The sequence below is a fragment of the Microcoleus sp. PH2017_08_TRC_O_A genome (assembly GCF_020738665.1).
In the GTDB taxonomy this organism is placed as follows: Bacteria; Cyanobacteriota; Cyanobacteriia; order Cyanobacteriales; family Microcoleaceae; genus Microcoleus.
In genome coordinates this window covers 86017-110371 of the sequence record NZ_JAEQCE010000032.1, presented here as the reverse complement: position 1 = coordinate 110371, position 24355 = coordinate 86017, and the positions used below count along the sequence as shown (strand labels likewise).

The 24355-nt window shown below is 45.8% G+C and carries 29 protein-coding genes; 7 read left to right on the top strand and 22 right to left on the bottom strand.

Features of this window, described 5'->3' with window-relative positions; all coding sequences use genetic code 11:
* Window positions 1-97: 97 nt before the first annotated feature.
* From rpsH to rplC, 14 genes are all read right to left on the bottom strand, one after another.
* A complete protein-coding gene (gene rpsH / locus JGK22_RS13490) occupies window positions 98-502 on the bottom strand; it encodes a 30S ribosomal protein S8 (protein WP_194010353.1) in 405 nt (134 codons plus the stop codon).
* 23 nt (window positions 503-525) lie between these two features.
* Complete coding sequence (gene rplE / locus JGK22_RS13485; protein ID WP_293150725.1) at window positions 526-1071, bottom strand: 50S ribosomal protein L5; 546 nt, start codon at window positions 1069-1071, stop codon at window positions 526-528.
* A gap of 154 nt (window positions 1072-1225) precedes the next feature.
* Window positions 1226-1588 (bottom strand): 50S ribosomal protein L24, encoded by a 363-nt coding sequence (gene rplX / locus JGK22_RS13480; RefSeq protein ID WP_293175986.1) that lies wholly within the window; start codon window positions 1586-1588, stop codon window positions 1226-1228.
* 1 nt (window position 1589) lies between these two features.
* Window positions 1590-1958, bottom strand: a complete 369-nt coding sequence (rplN, locus tag JGK22_RS13475) for a 50S ribosomal protein L14 (protein ID WP_193973611.1) — start codon at window positions 1956-1958, stop codon at window positions 1590-1592.
* Window positions 1959-2088: 130 nt separating this feature from the next.
* The gene (gene rpsQ, locus JGK22_RS13470; protein WP_293175988.1) at window positions 2089-2337 is read right to left on the bottom strand and encodes a 30S ribosomal protein S17; all 249 of its coding nucleotides are present in this window, start codon (window positions 2335-2337) and stop codon (window positions 2089-2091) included.
* 71 nt (window positions 2338-2408) lie between these two features.
* Window positions 2409-2651, bottom strand: coding sequence for a 50S ribosomal protein L29 (rpmC, locus tag JGK22_RS13465; protein WP_293133890.1), 243 nt, complete (start codon window positions 2649-2651; stop codon window positions 2409-2411).
* 136 nt (window positions 2652-2787) lie between these two features.
* Window positions 2788-3207, bottom strand: a complete 420-nt coding sequence (gene rplP / locus JGK22_RS13460; RefSeq protein ID WP_293175990.1) for a 50S ribosomal protein L16 — start codon at window positions 3205-3207, stop codon at window positions 2788-2790.
* 105 nt (window positions 3208-3312) lie between these two features.
* A complete protein-coding gene (rpsC, locus tag JGK22_RS13455; RefSeq protein ID WP_293133893.1) occupies window positions 3313-4041 on the bottom strand; it encodes a 30S ribosomal protein S3 in 729 nt (242 codons plus the stop codon).
* 115 nt (window positions 4042-4156) lie between these two features.
* Window positions 4157-4516, bottom strand: a complete 360-nt coding sequence (rplV, locus tag JGK22_RS13450; RefSeq protein WP_193973606.1) for a 50S ribosomal protein L22 — start codon at window positions 4514-4516, stop codon at window positions 4157-4159.
* Between the two features lie 97 nt (window positions 4517-4613).
* Entirely contained in the window at window positions 4614-4895 is a 282-nt protein-coding gene (rpsS, locus tag JGK22_RS13445; protein ID WP_041623488.1) for a 30S ribosomal protein S19, read from the bottom strand.
* A gap of 131 nt (window positions 4896-5026) precedes the next feature.
* The gene (rplB, locus tag JGK22_RS13440; protein WP_293175992.1) at window positions 5027-5890 is read right to left on the bottom strand and encodes a 50S ribosomal protein L2; all 864 of its coding nucleotides are present in this window, start codon (window positions 5888-5890) and stop codon (window positions 5027-5029) included.
* A 155-nt stretch (window positions 5891-6045) separates the two neighbouring features.
* A complete protein-coding gene (locus tag JGK22_RS13435; protein WP_293133910.1) occupies window positions 6046-6354 on the bottom strand; it encodes a 50S ribosomal protein L23 in 309 nt (102 codons plus the stop codon).
* Entirely contained in the window at window positions 6347-6979 is a 633-nt protein-coding gene (gene rplD, locus JGK22_RS13430; protein ID WP_293175994.1) for a 50S ribosomal protein L4, read from the bottom strand. Before rplD ends, JGK22_RS13435 begins: the two co-directional genes overlap by 8 nt.
* A gap of 137 nt (window positions 6980-7116) precedes the next feature.
* A complete protein-coding gene (rplC, locus tag JGK22_RS13425) occupies window positions 7117-7752 on the bottom strand; it encodes a 50S ribosomal protein L3 (protein WP_293133914.1) in 636 nt (211 codons plus the stop codon).
* 432 nt (window positions 7753-8184) lie between these two features.
* On the opposite strand from rplC, the gene JGK22_RS13420 reads away from it, so the two are divergent.
* From JGK22_RS13420 to JGK22_RS13410, 3 genes are all read left to right on the top strand, one after another.
* The gene (locus tag JGK22_RS13420; protein WP_293133916.1) at window positions 8185-8661 is read left to right on the top strand and encodes an NAD(P)H-quinone oxidoreductase subunit N; all 477 of its coding nucleotides are present in this window, start codon (window positions 8185-8187) and stop codon (window positions 8659-8661) included.
* Window positions 8662-8784: 123 nt separating this feature from the next.
* Window positions 8785-9390 carry a VWA domain-containing protein gene (locus JGK22_RS13415; RefSeq protein WP_293133918.1) on the top strand — a complete coding sequence of 202 codons (606 nt, stop codon included), beginning with the start codon at window positions 8785-8787 and terminating at the stop codon, window positions 9388-9390.
* Window positions 9391-9466: 76 nt separating this feature from the next.
* Window positions 9467-9970, top strand: a complete 504-nt coding sequence (locus JGK22_RS13410; RefSeq protein WP_293175996.1) for a hypothetical protein — start codon at window positions 9467-9469, stop codon at window positions 9968-9970.
* A gap of 122 nt (window positions 9971-10092) precedes the next feature.
* On the opposite strand, the gene JGK22_RS13405 is transcribed toward JGK22_RS13410, so the two are convergent.
* The 4 genes from JGK22_RS13405 to JGK22_RS13390 all read right to left on the bottom strand — a co-directional run bounded on the left by JGK22_RS13405 (window position 10093) and on the right by JGK22_RS13390 (window position 14358).
* Entirely contained in the window at window positions 10093-10644 is a 552-nt protein-coding gene (locus tag JGK22_RS13405) for a dCMP deaminase family protein (protein ID WP_293176028.1), read from the bottom strand.
* 457 nt (window positions 10645-11101) lie between these two features.
* The gene (locus JGK22_RS13400; RefSeq protein WP_293175998.1) at window positions 11102-11971 is read right to left on the bottom strand and encodes a hypothetical protein; all 870 of its coding nucleotides are present in this window, start codon (window positions 11969-11971) and stop codon (window positions 11102-11104) included.
* A 38-nt stretch (window positions 11972-12009) separates the two neighbouring features.
* Complete coding sequence (locus JGK22_RS13395; RefSeq protein WP_293229132.1) at window positions 12010-13530, bottom strand: thymidylate synthase; 1521 nt, start codon at window positions 13528-13530, stop codon at window positions 12010-12012.
* Between the two features lie 204 nt (window positions 13531-13734).
* On the bottom strand, window positions 13735-14358 hold the full coding sequence (locus JGK22_RS13390) for a Uma2 family endonuclease (RefSeq protein WP_293313015.1): 624 nt from the start codon (window positions 14356-14358) through the stop codon (window positions 13735-13737).
* Window positions 14359-14435: 77 nt separating this feature from the next.
* On the opposite strand from JGK22_RS13390, the gene JGK22_RS13385 reads away from it, so the two are divergent.
* From JGK22_RS13385 to JGK22_RS13375, 3 genes are all read left to right on the top strand, one after another.
* Window positions 14436-15011: an HD domain-containing protein gene (locus JGK22_RS13385; protein WP_293269978.1), complete on the top strand. Its 576-nt coding sequence runs from the start codon at window positions 14436-14438 to the stop codon at window positions 15009-15011.
* 141 nt (window positions 15012-15152) lie between these two features.
* The gene (locus JGK22_RS13380) at window positions 15153-16286 is read left to right on the top strand and encodes an ABC transporter ATP-binding protein (RefSeq protein ID WP_293176006.1); all 1134 of its coding nucleotides are present in this window, start codon (window positions 15153-15155) and stop codon (window positions 16284-16286) included.
* A gap of 442 nt (window positions 16287-16728) precedes the next feature.
* Window positions 16729-17139, top strand: a complete 411-nt coding sequence (locus JGK22_RS13375) for a hypothetical protein (protein ID WP_293176008.1) — start codon at window positions 16729-16731, stop codon at window positions 17137-17139.
* Window positions 17140-17225: 86 nt separating this feature from the next.
* On the opposite strand, the gene JGK22_RS13370 is transcribed toward JGK22_RS13375, so the two are convergent.
* The 3 genes from JGK22_RS13370 to rbfA form a co-directional block, all read right to left on the bottom strand.
* Complete coding sequence (locus JGK22_RS13370) at window positions 17226-17456, bottom strand: DUF4327 family protein (RefSeq protein WP_293150704.1); 231 nt, start codon at window positions 17454-17456, stop codon at window positions 17226-17228.
* A 356-nt stretch (window positions 17457-17812) separates the two neighbouring features.
* Entirely contained in the window at window positions 17813-19459 is a 1647-nt protein-coding gene (locus JGK22_RS13365; protein ID WP_293205751.1) for a glycoside hydrolase family 3 N-terminal domain-containing protein, read from the bottom strand.
* 112 nt (window positions 19460-19571) lie between these two features.
* Complete coding sequence (rbfA, locus tag JGK22_RS13360; protein ID WP_293189574.1) at window positions 19572-20024, bottom strand: 30S ribosome-binding factor RbfA; 453 nt, start codon at window positions 20022-20024, stop codon at window positions 19572-19574.
* Window positions 20025-20172: 148 nt separating this feature from the next.
* Between rbfA and sipA the strand changes: the two genes are divergently transcribed.
* Window positions 20173-20394, top strand: coding sequence for a regulatory protein SipA (gene sipA / locus JGK22_RS13355; protein ID WP_293176014.1), 222 nt, complete (start codon window positions 20173-20175; stop codon window positions 20392-20394).
* Between the two features lie 268 nt (window positions 20395-20662).
* Here the strand turns inward: sipA and JGK22_RS13350 are convergent, their stop codons facing one another.
* Entirely contained in the window at window positions 20663-23986 is a 3324-nt protein-coding gene (locus JGK22_RS13350) for an EAL domain-containing protein (protein ID WP_293313013.1), read from the bottom strand.
* Between the last annotated feature and the right edge of the window lie 369 nt (window positions 23987-24355).

Below are 24355 nucleotides of genomic sequence, written 5' to 3'. Positions count from 1 at the left end.
ATCCCCAAATCTTAGACTTTTGTTTAAGCTTGCAGATTGAATGCTGCAAGTTAATCTAAAATCTAAAATCGACTGACTAATGACTAATGACTAATGACTACCAAACATAACAAAGCACTTCACCGCCTAAACCTTGGCGTCGAGCTTCTCGATCGGTCATAATGCCGCTGGAGGTGGAGATAATGGCAATGCCAATTCCGCCTAATACTCTGGGCAGTTCTTTGCGGTTCGAGTAAACGCGCAGTCCTGGTTTGCTGACTCGCTTAAGTGCCGTGATAATGGGCTTGCGAGTTTTACCTTTGTACTTTAGAGAAAGCACTATAGTTCGCTTTACGCCTTCTGGTTCTGCTTCTTCAAATTCGCTGATAAAGCCTTCGTTTTTGAGAACTTGGGCGATGCTACGGGTCATTTTTGTAGCTGGAATTTGTGTTGTTTGGTGGCGCGCCATGCAAGAATTGCGAATGCGCGTCAACATATCTGCTATGGTATCGTTAGCTGCCATGTGAAAGATCCTTACTCTACTGCTTAGTTGTCCCGGAAGGGCATTCCCATTTCTTTGAGCAAGGCGCGTCCTTCTTCGTCGGTGTTTGCTGTGGTGATAATTGAAATGTCCATGCCTCGAATTTGATCGATGCGGTCATATTCTATTTCTGGAAAGATTAGCTGTTCTCTCAGACCCAAGCTGTAGTTGCCGCGCCCGTCAAAGCTTTTGGGACTGATGCCGCGGAAGTCGCGGATGCGTGGGAGTGCGAGGTTGATGAGCCGATCGAGAAAATCGTACATCCGATCGCCCCGCAGCGTCACCATCACGCCGACTGGTACTCCTTTGCGGATTTTGAAGCCTGCGATCGCTTTTTTCGCCCGCGTCACCACTGGTTTTTGCCCGGTGATGATGGCAATTTCATTCAGCGACGAATCCAGTGCCTTAGCATTTTGAGAAGCTTCTCCCAAACCGCGGTTAACGGTAACTTTGATGAGTTTGGGAACCTGATGGATATTAGTATATTTAAACTGATCCATCAGTGTTGGAACGATTTTACCTTGATAAAGAACTTTGAGTTTGTCCGGCATAGTTTTTGTGTTTCGTTAACTGTCCCTGGGCTTGGTCAGGGAATTGTTCTTTGTCAGTTGTTAGTTGTCAGTTGTTAGTTGTTATTTGTTATTTGTTATTTGTGACCAATAACCAATAACCAATAACCAATAACCAATAACCAATAACTACTGACTAATTATCCAGGATTTCTCCGGTTTTTTTGAGCTGTCGCAGTTTGCGGCCGTCTTCACTAAATGTATAGCAGACGCGGCTGGCGACTTTCTCTTTTTCGGAATAGTGCATCACATTTGAGCTGTGAATGGGAGCCTCAAAGGTGACGATTTTTCCCGATTCCCCTTCTTGTTGGGGTTTGACGTGCTTGGTTCGGATATTTACGCCTTTAACAATTACTTTGCTGACTTTAGGATATGTCTTTAAGATTTGTCCGACTTTTCCTTTCTCTTTGCCAGTAATTATTTGCACGGTGTCGCCTGCTTTGACGTGCATTCTGTAGCGCTGCGGTTCGCTAGTTGGTTTACCCTTTTTTCCGTACATTTTAAAGTACCTCTGGGGCTAAGGAAACGATTTTAGTAAAGTTTTTGTCGCGCAGTTCGCGGGCTACTGGGCCGAAAACGCGAGTGCCTTTGGGGTTGCCTTCGGGATTGATGATCACGGCTGCATTGTCGTCAAAACGAATGCTCATGCCGCTGTCGCGACGCAAGGCTTTGCGGGTTCTGACAATGACGGCTCTGACGACATCGGATTTTTTGACTGCCATATTGGGGATGGCGTCTTTGACGACGGCAATGATGACATCGCCGACTCCGCCGTAGCGACGGTTGCCGCCTCCCAATACGCGGATGCACATGAGCTTGCGGGCTCCGCTATTGTCGGCGACATTGAGGTATGTCTGGGGTTGAATCATGGTGATTGGGGAAAAGGTAATTTGATGCTTGCTAACTGCTAAGTGCTAATTGCTGCTAATTGATGGTTAATCACAGGGTCGATCGATCGAGAAAGCCGATCGCACTACGCGAGCAATTAGAAATTAACTGTTAACCCTTTGTTGCACCGAAAATCTCAGCAACCGTCCAGCGTTTGGTTTTGCTCAGAGGGCGAGTTTCAGTGATGCGGACACGATCGCCCGATTTGCACTTATTTTCTTCGTCGTGAGCTTTGTAGCGCTTGGTGCGGACTACGATTTTGCCGTATTTGGTGTGGGAGGAGCGGTTTTCGATCGCTACCACGACGGTTTTGTTCATTTTGTCGCTGACTACTACGCCAACTCGTTCTTTAACTGCCATACCTACCTATTGTTGTTGTGCAATTGAGTTTTTTTGAACTACTGTGCGAACCTCGGCTCGGCTGCTGCTAACTACTCGCTGACTGCGGTGGGAGCAGACTTGAGAGCTGCCTCAGCAGCGATTTGGCGTTCGCGTTCAACTGTCATTAATTGAGCCAGCCGGTGTTTGGCGTGCTTGAACAGGTGAGGCTTTTCCATGCGGCCGGTAGCTTGCTGAAGCCGCAAGTCCATTAGTTGGCGCTTGACGGCTAAAATTTGCTCTGCTACTGCTGCATCGCTTAATTCTCTAGCTTCTTTAATCTTGGTCAAAGACATAGTTGTGTGCTTTATCGTTAGCGGTCTAGTGAAGACAGAATTCTTTCTGATGCTGAAGACCGAAGGGAAAAAAAGTTGTACGTGCCAGATTTTAAATTTCTGACGAATGCAGACCTAATTCTACCTTCGATCGCCACTATGACGGGCTTTCTTCGCGGGTGATGAACTTGGTTTTAATCGGTAATTTGAAAGATGCCAAACGCATTGCTTCGCGGGCAATTTCTTCAGTGACGCCACCAATTTCAAACATGATCCGACCGGGTTTGACGACGGCCACCCAAAATTCCGGTGCGCCTTTACCAGAACCCATCCGGGTTTCTGCTGCGCGCTGGGTGACTGGTTTGTCGGGGAAAATGCGAATCCAGATTTTGCCACCCCGGCGGATATAGCGGGTCATGGCACGCCGTCCGGCTTCTATTTGGCGGGAAGTGATCCAGGCTGGCTCGACGGCTTGGAGGGCAAAGTCGCCAAAGCTAACTGAGCTGCCGCGGGTGGAAATACCGCTCATTCGCCCGCGCTGTTGTTTGCGGAATTTTGTTCTTTTAGGGCTTAACATGACTGGGGAATTCAGTAATTGGTAATCGGTATAGCGGACAGCACGAACTTACTCGCCCGGGATCTGTCAACTGTCAACTGTCAACTGTCAATTGTCAATTGACTGTTAGCCTTCGTTCGATCGATCTTCAAAGTTCTGACGGCGGCGCTTTTGTTTGGTGCGGGGCACGGCTGCATTTGGTGCGGCTTCTTGTTCCTGTCCGGGAATAATTTCGCCTTTGAAAACCCAAACTTTAATCCCGAGAATACCGTAGATGGTTTGAGCGGTGCAGTAGGAATAGTCGATGTCGGCCCGCAGGGTGTGCAAGGGGACTCGGCCTTCGCGCGTCCATTCTGTACGGGCGATTTCTGCGCCGTTGAGGCGTCCGCTAACTTGAATTTTGATGCCTTGAATGCCGACTTTTTGAGCGCGGGTGATTGCTTGGCGGACTACTCGGCGGAAGGATACGCGCCGTTCTAGTTGCTGGGCGATATATTCTGCGATCAGTGTGGCATCGGCGTCTACGCGCTGAACTTCAACGACGTTGATGCGAATTTGGCGGTTGTTGCCGAGTTGCTGCTGCAAACCGACGCGCAAAGTTTCGATACCTGCTCCGCCACGGCCTACGACTACGCCTGGTCTGGCGGTGAAGACTTCTAGGTCGATTTGATCGGCTTTGCGCTCAATTCTGACCGAGGAAATACCAGCATTACTGAGGGTTTTGCGGACGTACTTGCGAATTTTGAAGTCTTCTTGCAAGAGTTCTGGATAGTTTTTCGGGTCAGCAAACCAGCGAGAGCGGTGCTCTTGGGTAATGCCGAGACGAAAACCAATTGGATGTATTTTTTGGCCCATAATATTTGATGAGTTAATTGGTAATTCGTAATTGGTAACTGGTAATTGGTAATTGATGATTACCGATTTTTGGTCAACTTTAAGCTGTTTATTACCTATTACGTTTTTCCGTGGTTTAGTCTTCTAAAAGCGGAGCAACTATTACCGTAATGTGGCAAGTTGGCTTGCGGATTTGGTAGGCGCGACCTTGAGCGCGGGGTCTAAAGCGTTTGAGGACTGGGCCTTGGTCTGCGTAAGCTTGAGAGACTACGAGCTTGGTTTTGTCCAATCCTGCGTTGTGTTCGGCGTTGGCTACTGCCGATCGCAAAACTTTGACGATTGGTTCGCAGGCGCGGTAGGGCATGAATTCGAGTAAAATCAGCGCTTCTTGGTAGCTTTTGCCGCGAATTTGGTCGAGGACTCGGCGCACTTTGAAGGGCGATGTCCGGATATAACGGGCGATCGCCTTAATTTCGGATGTGGTATCTATAACCATTTCGATTTGGGTAAGTAGGTAATTGGCAATTGGGAAAAAGGTAATTGGTAATTGAATGAAAAAATTTCGATCACCTATTACCTGTCACCTAATTTGGCTATCTTTTCGCCTTTTTATCACCACTTTTCGCGTGACCTCTAAAGGTGCGAGTGGGGGAGAATTCTCCGAGTTTGTGACCTACCATTTGGTCTGTCAGGTAGACTGGGACGTGCTGTCTGCCGTTGTGAACTGCGATCGTGTGACCTACCATTTGAGGCAGGATTGTGGAAGATCGCGACCAAGTTTTAATTACTTGTTTTTGGCCTGCGGCGTTGAGTTTTTCAATCTTTGTCATCAGATGATCTGCGACAAATGGGCCTTTTTTTAACGATCGAGACATGGTTTTGGTAATTAGTAATTAGTAGTTGGAATTGAATAGGGAAGAAAGTTGCAGGAATAAAAGAGTACGGACAACTTTTTCGTTGTTCCTTCTTCCTTCTTCCTTCTTCCTTCTTCCTTCTTCCTTCTTCCTTAACTTTGTCTGCCGCCCTTCCCACGCTTGGAAGATTTGCGACGGCGCCGGACGATTAAAGCGTCGCTGCGCTTGTTTTTGCTTCGAGTTTTGGCACCCAATGCTGGTTTTCCCCAAGGAGTCATAGGCCCCGGACGCCCGATGGGCGCTCTGCCTTCGCCACCGCCGTGTGGGTGGTCTACCGGGTTCATTACACTACCGCGAACGGTTGGTCTGCGACCTTTCCAGCGGGTACGACCTGCTTTACCAAGGCTGATGTTTCTGGCGTCTGTGTTGCCAACTTGACCGATCGTAGCGTAGCAGTCGGCGCGGACTTTCCGTTGTTCGCCGGATGGCAGTTTGAGGGTGACGTAGCTACCTTCTTTTGCCATTAGCTGAGCGCTGGAGCCTGCGGAACGGACGATTTGTCCGCCTTTTCCTGGTACTAGCTCGACGTTGTGGACGCTGGTACCGAGGGGAATGTTCTTCAGGGGTAGGGCGTTGCCAATTTCGATCGGCGCGTCTGGGCCTGAGACAATTACTGTACCGACGTTTAAGTTGAGCGGGTGCAGGATGTACCGTTTTTCGCCGTCTTTGTAGAACAAAAGGGCGATGCGGGCGTTGCGGTTGGGGTCATATTCGATCGCCTTGACGGTAGCAGGAATGCTGTGTTTGTCGCGGCGGAAGTCGATCGTTCTATAAAGCCGTTTGTGACCGCCTCCCCGGTGGCGACAGGTAATGACGCCTCGGTTGTTGCGGCCTTGTTTGGTGTGCTTGTTGCTAGTTAGAGACTTTTCAGGCTCTGACTTGGTAATCTCAGCGAAGTCCGAGACGGTATGTTCCCGGGTGCTGGAGGTATAAGGTCGGTAAGAACGAATGCCCATAATCGCTTTTAGATTTTAGATTTTAGACTTGGGATTTTGGACTTGACAGTTTTGGATTTTAGATTTGGGATTAAGTTAACTTGCGAGTTTCCTGGATGGGAAGTTTGCATCAGTTAACTGGAATCTAAAATCTAAAATCTAAAATCCAAAATTGGCTAAACTTCTGGGAATAGGAGTTTGCGGATCGAGTCTCCGTCTAGCAGAGTTACTGTTGCTCGCTTGTAGCAAGGTTTAAAGCCGACGAATTTACCTACTCGGCGCTTTTTTCGCGGCGGGTTTTGGGTGTTGACGCCAATGACTTTGACCTTAAATAGTTCTTCGATTGCAGCTTTGATTTGAGGCTTGGTCGCTTTTGGCGCTACGTCAAATGTGAATTGATTTAATTCCATCATTCGGGTAGCTTTCTCGGTGAGAATCGGACGCTGGATCAAATCTGCGTAGTCGCGGGGGTCGATTTTACTCACCGTAAATCTCCTGAATTTTTGCTATGGCTGTAGAGGTGACGATTATTTTGTCAGCCGCGAGAACGTCGTAAACATTCAGAGAAGTTGCCAAGATGACGTTGACTAATTCGATGTTGCGTCCTGACAGGTAAACGTTGAGTTGCGGTTCTGGCAAGATTAACAGAACTTTTTTATGGGCTTCGATACCCCAACGGGCGATCGCACTTAGCAATTCTTTGCTTTTCGGTCTCGGAAATTGCTCTGCAAATTCTTCAACCACAATGATGTCTTCGGTACGGCTAAAGAATGCTGTCCGCAAAGCGAGACGGCGTTCTTTTTTGTTCATTTTGACTTCAAAGTCTCTGGGTTTCGGTCCGAAGATGACACCGCCGCCCCGCCACAACGGAGAACGGATCGAACCTGCTCTGGCTCGACCTGTGCCTTTTTGACGCCAGGGTTTGCGGCCGCCGCCTCTAACTTCCGATCGAGTTTTGGTGCAAGCATTCCCTTGACGGGCGTTGACCATTTGCCGTCTCAAGGCTCTGTGAACGATGTGAGACGCATTTTCTTCTTTGGCTACGCGAAGCTCTAAAGTTGTTTCTCCAACTTCTTCGCCTTGCCAATTTCGCACTACACAGTTAACCATATCTTTTGTCCTTTTTCCTTTGTCAGTTGTTGGTTGTTAGTTGTTAGTTGTCAGTTGTTGGTTGTTATTTGTTGATTGTTAGTTGTTAGTTGTTGCTAATAACCAATAACCAATAACAAATAACCAATAACCAATAACTACCACCCAACTTTTTTCTCAGGAACAACATTGACTAAGGCGCCAGCTTTTCCGGGAACTGCTCCCTTGATCAGCAACAAATTCTGCTCTGCATCCACCCGGACAATTGTCAGTTTGCGGACGGTAACTTGAACGTTGCCCATGCGTCCTGCCATTCTTTTACCGGGATAGACGCGTCCGGGAGTGGTTCCAGGTCCGATCGATCCAGGTTCGCGGTGATTCTTAGAACCGTGAGACATGGGGCCGCGTTTGAAGTTGTGGCGCTTTTGAAAGCCTGCAAAACCTTTACCGATGCTGGTACCGATGACATCTACGATTTGTCCCGGTGTAAAAGCGTCTGCTTTTACTTGTTGGCCTAATTCAAAGGAACTGGTATCTTCCAAGCGGTATTCGTGCAAGTGGCGCAATGGATTCGCCCCCGACTTGGCAAGGTGTCCCAATTCTGGCTTGTTGAGAGCCTTTGGTTTTACTTCTTCGTATCCAATCTGAATGGCAGTGTAGCCATCAGTTTGTTTAGTTTTGATTTGAGTTACTGTACAAGGCCCTGCTTGTATGACGGTGACGGGGATTGCTCTCCCTTCAGCGTCAAACACTTGAGTCATGCCTAGTTTAGTGCCAAGAATGCCTACAGACACGGATTTTTTTCCTTTTATTTACGCAAGAGGTTTCGGATTGCGAAGTTTACGTCAATCCGCTTGCTCTTGTGCAGAAACATCTATTTCAGTGTTCCTGCAATTAACTGTTATCAACCAACAGCTTTCCTCGGTGTTTAAAATTTGAGTTTTAAATTTGGGAGCGAGCTTGTGGAAGTCTTGCAAGGGTTGAGATTCTAGGTTTTTTACCTATTCGATCTCCGAGTTTAATGTCGGTCTTGCTTATTTGGGCTAGGACTTGAATAGCAAGCTACTCAGTATCCTTTCACAGCGCCAGTTAACAATATTACATGAAGTGTTTGTTATTTGTCAAGGCCTTTTTTGATAACTTTTCGCCTCAGCTTTAGCATTTATAATACTTTAAGCTCGCAATGGGCGATCGACCAAATTTTAAACAGCAGGCTAGACAAATTTATGGGACTGATTACAACTGGTGCGGATATGATTCGGGATTTGGAAAAGTCGGGGTCGCTAGCCCTGTACGTTCCTTTAGAGGGAGGATTTGAGGGCCGTTACCTGCGACGGCTGCGGGCTGCCGGCTACGGTGCGTACACGATTACGGCGCGGGGTTTGGGCGATTTGGCGATGTATTTGACCGGAGTTCACGGGGTGCGACCGCCGCATTTGGGCAAGAAAACTACTGGCAATGAAGGGGCTGTGGGTTACACCTACTACGTACCTCCGATGTTGCAAACTCAATTAGATAATTTGCCGCCGAAATCTAAAGGACTGGTGCTTTGGATTATTGAAGGGCAGGTTTTGTCGAGTCAGGAAGTTGAGTATTTGACTGTTTTGCCGACGCTAGAGCCGCGAGTTAAAATAGCAGTAGAGATGGGGGGCGATCGAGCTTTTAGCTGGAAGCCGCTTAAAAACGCTTTAGTTGCAGCTTAAATTCGGGTATTTGCGATCGCAAATCAACTAAAAAAACGCAGCGAGCAAAATCAAGCTCAACCGCTTATGCTCGCTGGTTTTGCTCTTTTTGGGAAAAACTTCTTAATTAACAGGAAAAATCTTATGCTTCAGAACCGCGATTATACAATCATCATTGACAAAAGCGGCAGTATGTACACCAAAGACCAGATGGGAGGAAAAAGTCGCTGGGCGCTGATGCAAGAATCGACTGTCGCACTGGCGAATAAATGCGAAGAACTTGACCCAGACGGCATCACAGTTTACGTTTTTTCTGGTCGCTTCAAACGCTACGAAAATGTAACATCAGCTAAAGTAGTGCAAATCTTCCAAGAAAACGAACCTTCCGGGACTACAAATTTGGCTGCGGTGCTGCTAGATTCTCTCAACAATTATTTTCAGCGCAAAGCATCCGGTAAGACCAAGCCAAATGGCGAAACCATATTAGTGGTGACGGACGGCGAACCGGACGATCGCAAGGAAGTAATGAAAACAATTATAGAGGCATCGCGGAAGCTCGATCGAGATGAAGAGCTGGCGATTTCCTTCATTCAAGTAGGGAATGCCCCGGAAGCGACTAAGTTTCTCAAGATATTGGATGACGAACTGCAAAGCGCCGGAGCTAAATTCGATATCGTTGATACAGTGACGATGGATGATATCGAAGGAATGACCCTGACGGAAGTATTGCTGAATGCAATAACTGATTGAGGAGGCTGCGGGTTGTTTGCGGGACTATATTTGTGCCTGGTTGCTGGGCAGGATTTTTTAAAGGGGGTTTTAAGTCATGGAATCGATCGATCGCCTGTTAGCTGAACTTAGGGCAGAATATCAAGCATCTCAAAAAAATCGCGACGCGCCAAGTCAGCCGCCAGTGGAAGCACAACCGCTTTCCCAACCAGCAGCAGTGCCGTCAAATCAAACTTTTAAAACAGCAGATATCAAGTATTCTGGTACTTTTGACAAGGATTTAGCTGAAATCAAGGCTGAATACGAAGCACAAAATAAAGCTCAGGAAGTGGCTGCACAACAACCGCTTCAGCCTCTGCACGAAGCAGAAAATAAACCTCAGGAAGTGACGGCACTAGCACCGAAGCCAGCAGAAAAGATTGTGCAGTCAGAGTTAGACGTACAAACGCACAGGCAGAAAGTTAGGCAAGCTCAGGTTTGGCTGAAGAATTTGGATAAAAATTCCGATGAGAGATATTGGTTCGATCAGTTTGCTTTTAAGTATAGTTCGAGGATAGATGCGGCGATCGACTATTTGCAAGCTGTGAATGAGTTTGATTGAAAAGGTTTGTAGTGAGGACTTTAGTCCTTCTTTAATGCGGACTGAAGTCCTCACTACCAACCCAAGAGAGAAGGTTTGTAGTGAGGACTTTAGTCCTTCTTGAATGCGGACTAAAGTCCTGACTACGAACCGAATGGTCGATCGTCTTTTGGAACAGATGTAGGATTCAGCAGAAATGAAGCCGATCTTTTTGCTGTACTTTCAGATAGCTTAATTTGTTTGAATTCAACAATACCATCGGCTATAAAAGAATCTCTCAAGGCCGCCTTTTCTCCGCTGTTAAAAACAGTTTCGTAAAATACTTCGCGAATGCCGGCGGAAATAATTAATTTCAAACAATAAATGCAGGGTTCTAAAGTCACATAAATGCTAGCTCCAGCCGTAGATATGCCGTGTTTGGCAGCAGTGGCGATCGCATTTGCTTCAGCGTGAACCGCCCGCGACGGCAAAGTTTTGCTAGCATCGCAACTGCTCAAACCCGGATAGCAGAAGCCTTGAGCCGTGCAGTGTACCGAACCTGAGGGGGAACCGTTGTAACCCGTAGCTAAAACTTGCCTGTTTTTAGCGATTACCGCGCCGACGGGAAATGCCAGACAAGTCGATCGCGTTGCGGCCAATTTTGCCAACATCAAAAAGTATTCATCCCAATTTGGTCTTTGATAGGTTTTATTCATAAGCTGCTGTATTTTTTTCTGTTCCAAAACGTTTTTAAGTTGGTTCAAAGCATCTTCATAAGTCTGAAACTGAACTTCAGCAATTACTGTAGGGATACCCAGTGGAAATCTTGATATAACTTTATCTTTTTCATAAATAATCACAATAGGAATATTATTCATTTCAGCATAAGCTAGCTCCATTCCCACACCAAAAGAGAAGGAGCCAAGGTAAGCAATGACTAAATCTGATGTACTAACTTGATGTTTGTCTCTCTCAAATACTTGGCTAGGACTAATGTCAGGGTTATTGATGGGATCGGTATACATATGTGGAACATACGCTTGAAAACCTATTTCTTGGCAAAGCAGACCAATGGCTTCATAGAAACTCTTGACTTCTGCTGGTTTCTCAATTCCTGTTAAAGCACCAGATATATATACTTTGTTCATTGATTTTTACGCTTTCTCAACAGTATTATTTTGGAACAGAGGTTGCTTTAGGGGTGGGTGCTATTTGTGTCTTTGGTGTGATGATTGGTTTTGGATCAAAAGAAGGTGGTGAAGAAGGTTTCAAAACTGCTACCCATGTCCCAATTGCTCCCCCAATTGCTGCTAATGCCGCGACAATCGTAGCCCAAACCATCGGTTCCCACTGTGGCAAATACTTAAAAACTAAACGGTAGCGAATAGATTTCTGTTTAAGCTCATCCTTGGCTTTTTTATATTCAGACGATTGCTCTAACGCTTTTAAAATATCATTTTTATCTCCTTTTCTCCACAGATTTTGTGAATCGTTTAACCAGCTTCTAAGTTCCGGCGGTGTTGGATAGTCTTCAGGAATAGCATCATGAAGCTTACCAGGATCGTCTCTATATGCCGAAGAAAAAGAAGATTTTGAACTCAACCTATGAATTCTTAAATATGCAATAGTATCACCTACTTTAATCTGTATATCGTTGTCTGATAAATTATGAAGAGCTATAGCCATCACACCTCCATAATTAGGATTAACTCTTGTTCCAAGATGTCCTATTCCCTGTGACACTAATTTTACTTGTGAATGAATTACTCCACATAAATAATTGTTAACAAATACTGACTCATTAGTCCATATTATAGCTGTTTTTCGGCTGGGAATTTTAATAAGTTTATTATCCTGCCGATCTTTTAAAAGCAAGGTTTGTTTCTGTTGAGTTTGTTGATCTATGTTAAATGTATAAGCATATTCACTTGCCGTTAGGCGTAAACAGCAACCTCTGATGCTATGTTCTTTCCCTTTAAAAGGATAAATAAATATCCCTCTACCTAGCTCATTGATAATATCCCACTCGCTTAGAACCGACATAAACTATTTCCTATGCTTTAACTTTACGACGCTTAGATTTATTGATCCTGAATATATTTTTTGCCAGTTGCAATGCAGCCAAAAGCCTTCTGGATTTCTAGCCCTAAGTAACCTGAATGTTCAGGCTGTATTGCCGGAGAATTAGCACAAATTTCTCGTAATAGCTTGAGAGGATCTCTGCCACTATAATGCTTGGTAATTTCACCACTACCAGGAGTTGTTTGGGAAACAACTATTTTTTTATCCTCCAATTTGATGATGAAGTTTCCCACTGAATCGCAATCAGAATAACTTGGATCGAAATAACGTCTACGTTCTGCATCAACTATTTTTTGATAGTGCTGGTTGATAATCCGGTCAACTGAATCGAAAGTATCATCGTAGATATGAGCACTCTGACTAATCGTAATCAGTGGACCCATCTTTAGATCGTACTCCGATCGATCGGCGATCGCGTCTCGAATGTGTTCTTGCAATTTTCGCAATCCTATAGCGTTAGCAGGCCAGGCGCTAAACATATCGTTACTGCGGAAAGTAGCAGTCATTGACAGTTCGTTATCCACAACTCTTAGCCAGATATGGTTAAGGCATGGACTGCCACCTGAATCGTGATCGGCTACATCCCACAGCGACATAACTGCACTAGCAGCGTCAATCTCACCTATTAATTTATTAATAACTTGTTCAATCTGGTCGCGTCCATTAAACCAAGAACGAAGACGCTGCCCATAAGTGTATTTAACACCTTCTCGTTTCACTGAATCATCTAATATTTGTGAAGTGTATTCTTGAACAAAAGGACGGTCAATGGGCAGATAATTTGGTTCGGGGAAATAAAAGCCTGGTGGCTCATTTTTCACCACAGCTATTAAATCAATTAATTCTTGCCATTTGCCATCGTAGCCAGTCGGTCGAATTGTACCTGTTGTTTTGATGCGATGAATAATTTTAACCCAAGTTTCTGCAATAGTTGTTCCTTCTATCCGATGACCGTAACGCGGTCCAGGTTGAATAGTAGGAACGATTTCAGAGATAGGAAATTCTAAGTAATTACCCCAGGGTTCAAGTATGTTCTGTTGTGAGTAAGACTTGACAGAGGCTACAGCTTCAGAAATGGATTTTGCTTCTACAGGTTCCTCTATCGATTGTCGTAATTGTTCCAAAGCACTAGCTGGAATTTCAATATCAATATACCCAGTAATGGGAGATTTAATCACCCAACATTTTCGTCCGGTATCACTGGTTCCTTCTGTAAACCCATTACGGAAGAAGTCCAGCAGGCATTTACATCCACCAGCATTGAGGTCTTCTTTTGTAGCGTTCATGATTACTAAAAAGCGGACATGGGGATTGAATAAAAGATTCCGAATCAGAAAGCTAATTCCACGAGTTGAACTGTACAACTGTCCAATCACAGCAAACTCATGGGCGTGAAGGTGTTTGGCGATCGCTTGCTTTACAGTCCATCCAGTCACTACAGCGGTTTGACCAGTTCCGCAAATCAGTTGGTTTGGCTTGTGTAGTGGTTTGTACTGGAATAGGGTTGCCTGCTGACTCATTACTGTGATGGTGACTACAAGTCAAAAAAAACTGCTAGAACAGCTTAACAAACTTTGAGGACATTTTTGCTAAAATTTTACCAAGATTTTTATGAATGAACCGCATGGTAGAGGGGGCAGAGGGTGCAGTGGAGGAGAAGAGAGAGATTAAGCAATCATTAATTTCAATAAAATCTGAATATTTAGCAAAACAATTTAAGTTTTTTAAATGAGTAGTTCGTTGACAGCTACCCTAAAACCTGTAAGTACCCTTTGAGTGTTAACAACTTCATCTGCATTAAACAACAGCCAGCGTTCCCCGGCATTCACAAATATTAATCTAGCTTCAGGAAAAAGCAGCCAGACTTCTTGACAGCCCGACTCCAAATATTCGTGAGCTTTTGCAAATAATTCTTCGCCGCTATCTTCGGGAGAAGCAACTTCTGCTATCAAGGGAAAACTTTGGGAAAATGCTGTAAAATTGCCTGATTGTGGCAGCAGTTCGGGAGTAATGTAAGCGATATCTGGTCGGCGGCCCTGCTTGTTAGTGCGACAAAGTATTTCGGTCAGAACTTCTCCTCCCTGTCCGCTGGAATTTTGGTAATTTCTCCAGGATGTAGATAGTTTAGATTGAGCCAAACTGTGTTTGAATGTCATTCCTGTTTTCTCTACTAAGTTGCCGTCAACCCATTCCATTCTATCAGGCGGTTTGACTAAAAAATCTTCGAGAGATATGATTGTTTGTGGATCAGATTTGGGTTGAATTTGTGGTGTATTTTCTAATTCGGGCGGTGATTCTGGCTGTGATTTTTTGTCGGCATTTTTTGGTATGATTATAGTAGCTGTCACGATCGCAACCTCTCTTTGAATATTTTAAGTTTACAGGAGATTAGCCTTTGATGACTGGATTAAATAAGGTAACTTCTATGATACTATCAAACCGATTTTCTGAAGCCCTCACCTATGCCGCCGAATTGCACGCAACTCAAGTCCGCAAAGGTTCTGGTGTTCCGTATATCGCTCATTTATTGGGTACTGCTAGTATAGCTTTGGAATACGGGGCTTCGGAAGATGAGGCGATCGCAGCTTTGCTTCATGATGCGATCGAAGATCGAGGCGGCCCCACCACCCGCGAAGCCATCCGCAACCACTTTGGGGATACCGTCACAGCGATTGTAGACGGCTGTACCGACAGCGATGCGACACCGAAACCCCCTTGGCGCGATCGCAAACAAGCTTATATCGATCGCATTTCTCAAGCTTCCCACTCCGTCAGATTGGTCTCGGCGGCTGATAAACTTTATAATGCGCGATCGATCCTGAAAGATTACCGTGAATTAGGCGATCGCGTTTGGGAACGCTTCAAAGGCAAAAAAGATGGTACTCTCTGGTATTACAATTCTTTAGTAGAAGCATTACGCCAAGCTGAATCTACACCAATCGTTGAAGAATTAGCCCGCACAGTTTTAGAATTGAACAAGCTTTCCGAAGATAAAAGGTAAAAGCCATAGGACTAATGCCAACTGGCACATATCGTAGGTGCGTCAAATCTGGAACCCTAGATAATCGTTGTATAACTTCGTCTGACGCACCCTAGAGGTCTAGCAGATAACTAATAACCAGTAACCAATAACTACTAACAAATGGCAAACGTTCGCTTAGAAAATATTACTAGACGCTACCAAAATGTCACCGCGATTGAAAACATCAGTTTCAAAATCCCGGATGGAGAATTTTGGGTATTAGTCGGGCCCTCCGGCTGCGGAAAGTCTACAATTATGCGGACAATTGCAGGTTTGGAAACTGCAACTTCTGGCAATCTTTATATTGGAGATAATTTAGTTAATAACATTCCGGCGAGACAGCGCGATGTCGCAATGGTATTTCAAAATTACGCGCTTTACCCGCACATGACTGTCGCCGAAAATTTGGCTTTTGGATTGCGGATGCGGAATGTTGATGCTGCAAAAATTAAAGAAAGAGTCGAAATTGTAGCCCGATCGCTGTCGATCGATCACCTCCTCAACCGCAAGCCGAAACAGCTATCAGGCGGACAGCAGCAGCGGGTAGCACTCGGAAGGGCGATCGCCCGCGAACCCAAAGTATTTCTTTTAGACGAACCGCTTTCCAACCTCGACGCCCAACTGCGAGACGACACTAGGGCCGAACTCAAACAACTCCATCAAAGGCTGGGAATTACCACAGTTTATGTCACCCACGACCAAGTGGAAGCGATGACTTTAGCTGATAAAATTGTAGTTTTAAATGGAGGCAAAATTCAGCAAATCGGAGACCCGCAAAGCATTTACGCTAAACCAGCTAATCGGATGGTTGCCACATTTTTAGGCAATCCTGCTATGAACATTTTACCTGCAATTTATGCAAACGAATCTTTTCAGGTAGGAAGTCAATCTTTAGCCTGTCCGCCCTCGATTCATAAAAGATTGCAGGCGAAAGAAGGACAAGCATTTGATTTGGGAATTCGTCCAGAAAATATAGAAATCTTTACGCCACAAACAGCAGAAGAGGATGATTTCAATAGGGATATTTGGGCTTTAGAAAAAGTCCCTCTCGATGTAGAGGTAAAAGTAGTTGAACCTCTGGGGCGAGAAATTTTAATCCGGGCGAGTTTACCTGCGTTGGGTGCTGAAACTACTGTACAGTTACAAGTACCGGCGGGTGTTCGCTTGCGTCCGGGCGATCGGCTGACGGTACAGCTTGACTTCGATCGACTATTTATTTTTGACCCATCCACCGGCGAGGCGCTGTATCCCTAACCGCATTAAATCTCAAAGGTCAAATAGATTTGATTTATGCACTTGCAACCTCAGAAACCCGGTTTCTACGAATATTTCTCGTTTCTCGTTGCAAATTTTTCTCAGAAACTGGGTTTCTAGCCCCGGCTTTCTGCGATCGCAGTCGGTAACTCCTGTTCCATCTCAAATCTCAAATCTCAAATCTCAAATCGCTCGACTGTTCCATCCACAGGCTAGGTCTCAGTCTTCTTCACAAAACTTTACACTTGACGTTTCGGAATTTACGCAGTAATGATAGAATGATTGTATTGCGAAAAAAAATCATCCCTCTAAAGGCGTACTTTTGTGAACGGGCATCGCGACCAAAAACTTCGCATCTGCGCTCGAAAAGCGGCAATCCCGCCGCATAGGGATTAACTGGCGAACCAAAAACTCCGAAAAACTTTCTAGCGGCATTTCTTAGATGAATCCCGATAACCTGCCTCAAATGCTGCAAACTGGATTTCACCTAACTTTAGGTGCAACTTCCTTTTTACTTGAGACACTGCAAGATCCCCAGAAGCGAGAAGAAAATCTGGACAAACTTCGTCAGTCGGATTTAAGTCCACTAGCTTCGGAGTTGGTTGAAAAAGGAGAAATGACCGATCGAGAAGCCCGTAATTTTGTCGATACTATTTTCTCTCAACCAGGCGATCGGGAGAATGCACGCAGCGAGGAATCCGGATCGCATCAGCAATCGGATACAGCAACTGACACTCCTCCCGAGTTGGTTGTACAGCCTGATGTAAAACTAGAGATTCAAGAATTAACTGCACAGATGGCAGCGCTCAGAATAGAGTTGGAAAATTTGCGCGCTGAAAATTACCCTGATTAAAGGATCAAGCATCTTTAACACAGCCCGAATTTAGTTGGAAACCCACTTGCAAACCCACTTGCAAACTTATTAAACAGAACCACAATTTAGTCGTTGTCCCAGTTTTCAGTACCGATTAAGTCGGCGATGCGATCGCGCAACAAGAAATCGCATTTTTCCAATTCTCCTTCTACGCAAGCCCATTCTCGGGGCGGAATGAACTGACACAGTGTGTAAATAGGCTGTTGCCTGCTGAGTACGCCTTCATGGACGAGGTGGCGTGCTTCGTCTTGGATAACATCTAAAGAGTATTGGATTCTGATAGTTGACTGAATCATAATGCGCCCTCAAGGTTTTACTACTAAAAAATTATGGCCCTGTTAATAATATAATCCAAACTTAGGATTATGGAAGTTAATTTTTTTTCTGTATACTGAGATACTGTTTGCAGATTAATTTGAAAAACTTATAGAGATGATGAGCGAGCAATGGGATCTGCTTGGGGATTTTGAGACGTGGCAGATATTCCAGGCTAACACGCGAATATACGGCAAAGCTTCATTCAGGACTTAGAAAGTTGCGACAGATTCCCGGTTTCTGGATGCTGCGCCGCAAAAGCAAAATTTTTGACAGAAACCGGGTGGATCGATTTAAGTGCTGATGAAGCCAAGGAAAGACTCAGCAGTCTGGCAGATCAAGCATTCCCCGTTTTGTTAATGCCGAACAGCAACTCTAGAGTGAGAGATTGCGCTGCGGGCATTTGTCCGAAACAAAATATATAAGGAATAGTCGGAGGCAAGTGCGGCAAAAATTGTTCTAAAACGTAGGGACTTCCGTAAACTACCACAGCTTGCAGTTCTCCCGTCTTTAATAAATTCTTAAACCAATCTTGAGCCGCTTGGGTCAATCCGGCACTACCTCGGAAGCAATTGCCGCGAATGAAAATTTGCAGCAGTGTCGGAGAAAAATGCTCTGCGCTTGAATTATGACTCAAATCGCCTGTCCGATCGTCAATTAGTTGCAATTCGTAACCAAACTGTTCGGGAATAGCGATCGCCGGAGTGTGTTTTCCCAAAAACTCGCAACCCAAAACATCATCTACCACAATCAAATTCCGCAAAATTTGCTTTTCCGAGGGTTTTTTAGCCACTAAAGGCAAAGCGCCACCAAATTTTAAAGAATCTCGCAAAATATCGGCAGCCGTCGCCCTTGCCTCTGCTGTTGCCAGCAAAATTAAGTCGCTGGAACTCCCACCCTTGCTCAGAGGCGGTTGAGGGGGGTCGAATTTGGGATTTGTCGCTGTTTGGTCGATCGACAAACCCACTTTAATTTTCGCCTTCCAGATTCGATTGACAGATTCCTTGATTTGTGCTATGTCGAGTCGCCCTAGAGTGACAGCTTCGCAGACAGCCAGAATCGCCCCTTCTGGGTCAAGCGGCATCAGCAAAACATCAGCACCAGCCTCAGCGGCCAAAACAGCAGCTTCATTAGCGCCGTACTTATTGGCGATCGCACCCATCACCAAAGCATCAGTCACAATCAAACCATCAAATCCCAACTCTTCCCGCAGCTTCCCGATCAAAATTTTGCGAGAAAGAGTAGCCGGAAACTGGTCATCCCAAGCCGGAATCAGCAAGTGAGCACTCATCACAGCATCGACCCCGGCGGCGATCGCCCCTACAAAAGGAGGCAACTCGATCTCAGCCAATCGATCGGGCGAATGCGACAAAACCGGCAATTCCAAGTGAGAATCAACCGCCGTATCTCCGTGGCCGGGAAAATGCTTAGCCGTAGTTAAAATCGGGTGTTCACCTGCACCGCGAATAAAAGCACTTGCCAATTTTCCGACAATTTCCGATGTCTCGCCAAAAGCGCGGACGTTAATCACAGGATTGTCGGGATTGTTGTTAACATCGACCACCGGTGCGAGAATCCAATTGAGACCGATCGCCCTAGCTTCGATCGCAGTCACAGCCCCCATTTGTTCCGCATAGCGATCGGCTTTACCTGCATCGTGCCGCGCAATTTCAGCAATAGCCATCGGCGGCCCAAACCAAGTCGCTCCGGCGAACCGCTGGCCGACACCTTCCTCAATATCAGCAGCCAGCAGCAGCGGAAATTTTGCCCAAGACTGCAATTGGTGCGATCGAACAGCCAATTCCGCAGCACTTCCCCCCACCAAAATTACCCCACCCACGCCCAAATTTTCCAGATAATAGCGGAGTTTGTCGGCCGTTGGTTCCCAGGCTCGATAGCGAATTTGGTGGTCAAACAAGTAGCCTGAAGCGCGCACCACGAACATCTGGGCTACAAGTTCGGGTAAGGAAAGATTGTCAATCATTCGATTTTAGATTTGGGAATTGGGAATTGGGAATTGGGAATTGGGAATTGGGCATTGGAATCATAGATTTGGACACTCGCATTACATAATTCCAATGCCACCGGACTTGAGATTAATCCTCGTCTTCTTCTAAATCATCATCATCATCATCATCATTTGCCAATTTTTCGCCATCATCCGTCAATTCTTCGTTGTCAAACATACCTGGTTTGCGATCGGCAGAAAGCTGATTCAGCAGTATCACCATTTTATCACCCCGTTCCAGGGAACGGTCTTCGAGAAATATCACTTCCGGCGTCCGACGCAGTTGTACCCGCTGGCCTAACTGGTTGCGGACATAGCTAGTTGCCGATTTCAAACCTTCCATAGTCTCGGCCTTGGCCTCATCAGTACCGTAAATGCTGACAAAGATTTTTGTATGCTGAAGGTCTCCCGAAACAATGACATCGGTAACGCTAACCATACCTGCACCGACTCGATCGTCCTTAATGCCGTTGATCAACATCAGGCTGACTTCCCGCTTAATCATTGAAGCTACGCGCTCTATGCGACGACTTGTAGCCATACCAATTATCCCCTACTTTTATATCAGCCATTTTCTATCAATTCTTAGTTTGACACAAAGCCGTAGGCGGGAGTTCTGCCAAAAGTACGCCACAATGAATTTTGGCTAACCTAGCCGTGTCCCGATCGCCAATAAAAACATAAAAACTATGGATAAAGAATTTACCATTGGTCAAAAAGTCCGAGTTGTGGCGATGCCACCTTTCGTGAAAACTGCCGAACCGATGCCGATGCTGCGGCCTGCGAATGTAATTGCGATCGGGGCCCAGGGTGTTGTGATCGATCGGCGTCCCGGCAATTATTGGGGCATTCGATTTGAAAAAGGTGCTTTTCTCTTAGACAGTCAGTACATTGAAGCTGCTATCAGTTGACTGTTGGCAGTTGGCAGTTGACAGGAAAGCAGTTGGCGGTTGGCTTGTTGAATAGTTGTCATTGGTAATTGGGAATTGGTAATTGGGAAATTCTCCCTCTTCCTTCTCTCAACGGGAGCATCTCAGTTTTGCAAGAAGCATTTTTTCTTACAGTGCGAGCGTCCCCGCTCGCGTGTGTACAAGCACGCGAGCGGGGACGCTCGCACTATAGCAAAACTGAGATGCTCCCCTCTCAACTGTCAACTGTCAACTGTCAACTGTCAACTATTCAACAAGCCAACTTGGTCTCAAAACCCAAAGAATCAACCGAAAATTCTCCCAAAACTTCCTCTACAATAGGAGAGCCAAAAGTAAAAGTTTGAGGCTTTCCCAAATAATAACCTTGACCGTAATCTACCCCAAGTTCCTTGAGTTTATCCATAACTGCTTGACTTTCCACATACTCGGCAATAGTTTTAATTCCCATGGCGTGGGCAATTTTGGTAATAGCTTCAACCATGACAATATCAATAGGATTCTCGGCAAGATTCTTAATAAAATTGCCATCTATTTTGATATAGTCAACAGGCAAATTTTTCAGGTAAGCAAAAGAAGACATCCCGCTACCGAAGTCGTCCAAGGCAAACTGGCAGCCGAGTTCCTTGAGTTTCCAAATTAAGCAGGCTGCTTTGCTGAGATTCGCGATCGCCACGGTTTCGGTAATTTCAAAACAAATTATTTCCGGCGGTATTTGATAGAGAGAAAACTGCTCTTGAATAAAGTCGATGAATTTTTCTTCGTTAATGCTGTCCCCAGAAAGGTTGATCGCATAAAGGCTAGAATATTTGTCAAATGAAGCTTGTGAATTAGACAAGGGGCAGCAAGCAGGTAAGGTAACTATATTATCGTCTGCCCCGTGGTTTTGGACTAAGAGATTTGCCGTGAAAATTTGAGATAAATTGCTAAATAAAGTGCGAATTACCCAGCGATCGATCGCGTGCATCAAGTTATAGCGTTCGGCTGCCGGAATAAATGCCATTGGTGAGACTAACTGACCAGTCTGAAGTTGAAGGCGGAGGAGGATTTCGCAGTGGGTGCCGGTGGTGGGGAGCTCTCGCAAATGTACGATCGGCTGAGAGTACAAGCGAAACCGATTATCTTCTAAAGCTTGATTGATTTCGACCACCCACTGGGTTTCGCCGTGCTGTTTGATTAATTCGCGATCGCCCGGTTGATAAACCTGCACCCGATTGCGGCCTTTATTTTTAGCAGCATAGCAGGCTAGATCGGCCGCGCTCAACACCGCAGAAGTCGATACTGTTTTGCGATTAATTGCCACCAAACCGATACTGACGCCGATCGCAAAAGTTTTGTCCTGCCACGCAAACCGAAATTCCTGAATGTTTTGCAGTAGCAATTTTGCAACATCTAAGCCCTGTTCTGGCGGACAATTGTACAGGAGTACAGCAAACTCATCGCCGCCCAGGCGCGCCAAAATATCGGTTTTGCGGATATTGCTTTTAAGTAGCTGGCTGACTTGGCGCAGCAGTTCGTCGCCTGCAACGTGACCAGAAGTATCGTTAACTATTTTGAAGCGATCGAGATCCAGGTAAAGCATCACGTGTTCTTGACCGTAACCTTGAGAACTGTGCAGGGCGTGTTCTAGCTGGTACTCAAATTCGTGACGGTTAACCAATTGCGTCAGGGGGTCGTGAGTTGCCTGCCAGGTGAGTTGTCGCGCTTGAGTTCGCACTTGGGTGACATCTCGAAATACAACGACGGCCCCGACAATTGTGCCGTTGCTGGCGTGGATGGGGGCGACGCAATGGTCGATCGCAAATTCGCGGTTGTGGCGGGCAATCAGCAAGCTGTTGTGTCCTTGGTCAACAATCCGACCTTCGTACAAAGCAATTTGGGCGATATTTTCGATCGGCATCCGAGTAGTTTCGTCAACTATTCTCAACACGCCCGCGAGGGGCAAACCTTTAGCTTCTGAGGTTGACCAACCCGTGAGTTTTTCGGCAACTGGATTGAGGGTAGAAATGTAGCCGTGGCTGTCAGTAGCAATTACTGCATCGCCGATCGATTGCAGAGTAACTTGAGCTAGTTCTTTTTCCTTAAAAAAAGCTTGTTCCATGCGCTTGCGATCGCTAATATCCCGCTGCACGGATACCCAGTGAGTCAGGTTTCCCGACTCGTCAGCAACGGGTACGCTGTTGAGTTCCACCCAATAAGTTGAACCGTCTTTGCGGTAGTTGATCAATTCCAAGCGCAGGGGTTCTCGGCGAGAGAAAGCGCGGCGAATTTTGGCAACTTGAGCGCCATCGCTGTCGGGCCCGCGCAGACAACTCGGTGTTTGGCCGATAATTTCTGCGGGCCGATAACCGGTCATTTGGGTAAAAGCTTCGTTGACATAGATGATGGTGGGATCGGAGATATCGCTGTATCCCGCATCCATAATTACGATCGCATCGTTAGCGTTAACTACGGCAGATTCTAACAGTTGCAGCCGCACCTCTGCCTGCTTGCGGGTAACGATTTCCTGTTCCAGTCGGCTGTTAGTCAAGCTCAAAGATGCGATCGCTTTTTGCAATTCGCTAGTCTGTTCTTGGACGCTGGCGTGCAAAATATCGATCGCCCCGGACATTTCCATCGGGTCAAGTACGCTCAGTAAAGTGCTTTGAGTAACTATTCCCAGCAGTTCTCCGCCTTCGGCAGTGACTACTAACCTGCGGACTAAACGCTGCTGCATTTCCTGATGAGCCACCCAAAGCGAGTCTTCTGGCTTGAGACTAAATAAAGGGCTACTCATTACAGTTTCGGCGATCGTCTGCGACAAATCTATATCTAAAGCTTGAAATTCGACAATATCCCGTTCCGTGACTATACCTAGAGGAATTGGGAACGACAAATTCATCGATAATTCTGTTGGCGCTGTAATTACCACGCAGCTAACGCGGTGCTGCGCCATCAACTCGGCTAAACTGATAACTGACGAGGTAACAGGCGCTTGAATAACTTGTGCAGTCATTACTTCTTTCACCAGGCGCATTTTTAAGATATTTGCCGGTTGCACCATGCCTTGGCGAATGCTTTCTGGGGTAATTACTCCTAAAAGTTGACCGTCACTGTCTAATATTGGCAAATGGTGAATTCGTTGTTGCCCCAACAGAATTAAGGCGCTAAAAATGTCTCGATCTTCACCTTTCGTCAGAGTTGCTGCCGGCTGCTGCATAACTTCTGCGATCGTAACATTTTTTAAGTTTTTGCCCGATGCAATCAAATCGACGAGATCCCTCTCGGTGAAGATTCCTTGCAATTGGGAATTTTGAGCAGATTGGGAGTCGGATTTTTCGAGGGATTGTTCGACGACAAAGACGCAGATACCTCTGGCGTCTCTGAGGGCGCTTGAGGTGAGGGGATTTGGGATTTCTGTGAGTTGCGGGTAGATATCGGTGGGTGGAATGTCTGCGTTTAGAGAGCAACTTCCGCGCCGTTGGCCCATCAGGGTAATGACTTCTGCTAATGGGGTATCGGGCGCAACTGTCAAGGGGTAGCGGTCAATTACTTGATCTAAAGTCGGCAGATGCTTGGAGGAATCATTTTTTATCATAGGATTTAATTCATTTTGGCGATCGTCGCACAGACTCTACCACAGTCATAAAAAGCCCTGCTTTCCATGCAGTGCGTGGATTTTTACAGCGCTGCTGAGACATAATTAAATTTTTTTGTTAAAAATCCACCCGATCTGTGGTTGGCGAACTGGCCGGTGACAGCTCTGCCTCTACCTCTAAAGTTATAACCGTATATGGATTTTAAGTGTGCAAATTCTGTCCAATGACAGTTTTATTAACAAATATGTATTGGGGGAACTTTTTTCGATAGAATCAACCTATAACATCATTCATCACTAATCATATCCATCTTTAGAAGCAAACGTCTGTTTGCTGTCCGGGCTAACCTAGAAAAGGTAACTACAAAA

Bases quoted from the DNA above. Each gene is read 5' to 3' on its own strand.
- JGK22_RS13400 (WP_293175998.1), bottom strand. From the start codon at position 11,971: ATGTCGGTTCTAAGCGAGTGGGATATTATCAATGAGCTAGGTAGAGGG.
- rpsQ (WP_293175988.1), bottom strand. From the start codon at position 2,337: ATGGCAGTTAAAGAACGAGTTGGCGTAGTAGTCAGCGACAAAATGAAC.
- JGK22_RS13365 (WP_293205751.1), bottom strand. From the start codon at position 19,459: ATGATTGACAATCTTTCCTTACCCGAACTTGTAGCCCAGATGTTCGTG.
- JGK22_RS13380 (WP_293176006.1), top strand. From the start codon at position 15,153: ATGGCAAACGTTCGCTTAGAAAATATTACTAGACGCTACCAAAATGTC.
- sipA (WP_293176014.1), top strand. From the start codon at position 20,173: ATGGATAAAGAATTTACCATTGGTCAAAAAGTCCGAGTTGTGGCGATG.
- JGK22_RS13415 (WP_293133918.1), top strand. From the start codon at position 8,785: ATGCTTCAGAACCGCGATTATACAATCATCATTGACAAAAGCGGCAGT.
- rbfA (WP_293189574.1), bottom strand. From the start codon at position 20,024: ATGGCTACAAGTCGTCGCATAGAGCGCGTAGCTTCAATGATTAAGCGG.
- rplB (WP_293175992.1), bottom strand. From the start codon at position 5,890: ATGGGCATTCGTTCTTACCGACCTTATACCTCCAGCACCCGGGAACAT.
- rplD (WP_293175994.1), bottom strand. From the start codon at position 6,979: ATGGTTAACTGTGTAGTGCGAAATTGGCAAGGCGAAGAAGTTGGAGAA.
- JGK22_RS13410 (WP_293175996.1), top strand. From the start codon at position 9,467: ATGGAATCGATCGATCGCCTGTTAGCTGAACTTAGGGCAGAATATCAA.
- JGK22_RS13405 (WP_293176028.1), bottom strand. From the start codon at position 10,644: ATGAATAAAACCTATCAAAGACCAAATTGGGATGAATACTTTTTGATG.
- rplX (WP_293175986.1), bottom strand. From the start codon at position 1,588: ATGTACGGAAAAAAGGGTAAACCAACTAGCGAACCGCAGCGCTACAGA.
- JGK22_RS13395 (WP_293229132.1), bottom strand. From the start codon at position 13,530: ATGAGTCAGCAGGCAACCCTATTCCAGTACAAACCACTACACAAGCCA.
- rplN (WP_193973611.1), bottom strand. From the start codon at position 1,958: ATGATTCAACCCCAGACATACCTCAATGTCGCCGACAATAGCGGAGCC.
- JGK22_RS13420 (WP_293133916.1), top strand. From the start codon at position 8,185: ATGGGACTGATTACAACTGGTGCGGATATGATTCGGGATTTGGAAAAG.
- rpsH (WP_194010353.1), bottom strand. From the start codon at position 502: ATGGCAGCTAACGATACCATAGCAGATATGTTGACGCGCATTCGCAAT.
- JGK22_RS13350 (WP_293313013.1), bottom strand. From the start codon at position 23,986: ATGATAAAAAATGATTCCTCCAAGCATCTGCCGACTTTAGATCAAGTA.
- rplP (WP_293175990.1), bottom strand. From the start codon at position 3,207: ATGTTAAGCCCTAAAAGAACAAAATTCCGCAAACAACAGCGCGGGCGA.
- rplV (WP_193973606.1), bottom strand. From the start codon at position 4,516: ATGGTTATAGATACCACATCCGAAATTAAGGCGATCGCCCGTTATATC.
- JGK22_RS13370 (WP_293150704.1), bottom strand. From the start codon at position 17,456: ATGATTCAGTCAACTATCAGAATCCAATACTCTTTAGATGTTATCCAA.
- rpsC (WP_293133893.1), bottom strand. From the start codon at position 4,041: ATGGGCCAAAAAATACATCCAATTGGTTTTCGTCTCGGCATTACCCAA.
- JGK22_RS13385 (WP_293269978.1), top strand. From the start codon at position 14,436: ATGATACTATCAAACCGATTTTCTGAAGCCCTCACCTATGCCGCCGAA.
- rpmC (WP_293133890.1), bottom strand. From the start codon at position 2,651: ATGTCTTTGACCAAGATTAAAGAAGCTAGAGAATTAAGCGATGCAGCA.
- rpsS (WP_041623488.1), bottom strand. From the start codon at position 4,895: ATGTCTCGATCGTTAAAAAAAGGCCCATTTGTCGCAGATCATCTGATG.
- rplE (WP_293150725.1), bottom strand. From the start codon at position 1,071: ATGCCGGACAAACTCAAAGTTCTTTATCAAGGTAAAATCGTTCCAACA.
- JGK22_RS13375 (WP_293176008.1), top strand. From the start codon at position 16,729: ATGAATCCCGATAACCTGCCTCAAATGCTGCAAACTGGATTTCACCTA.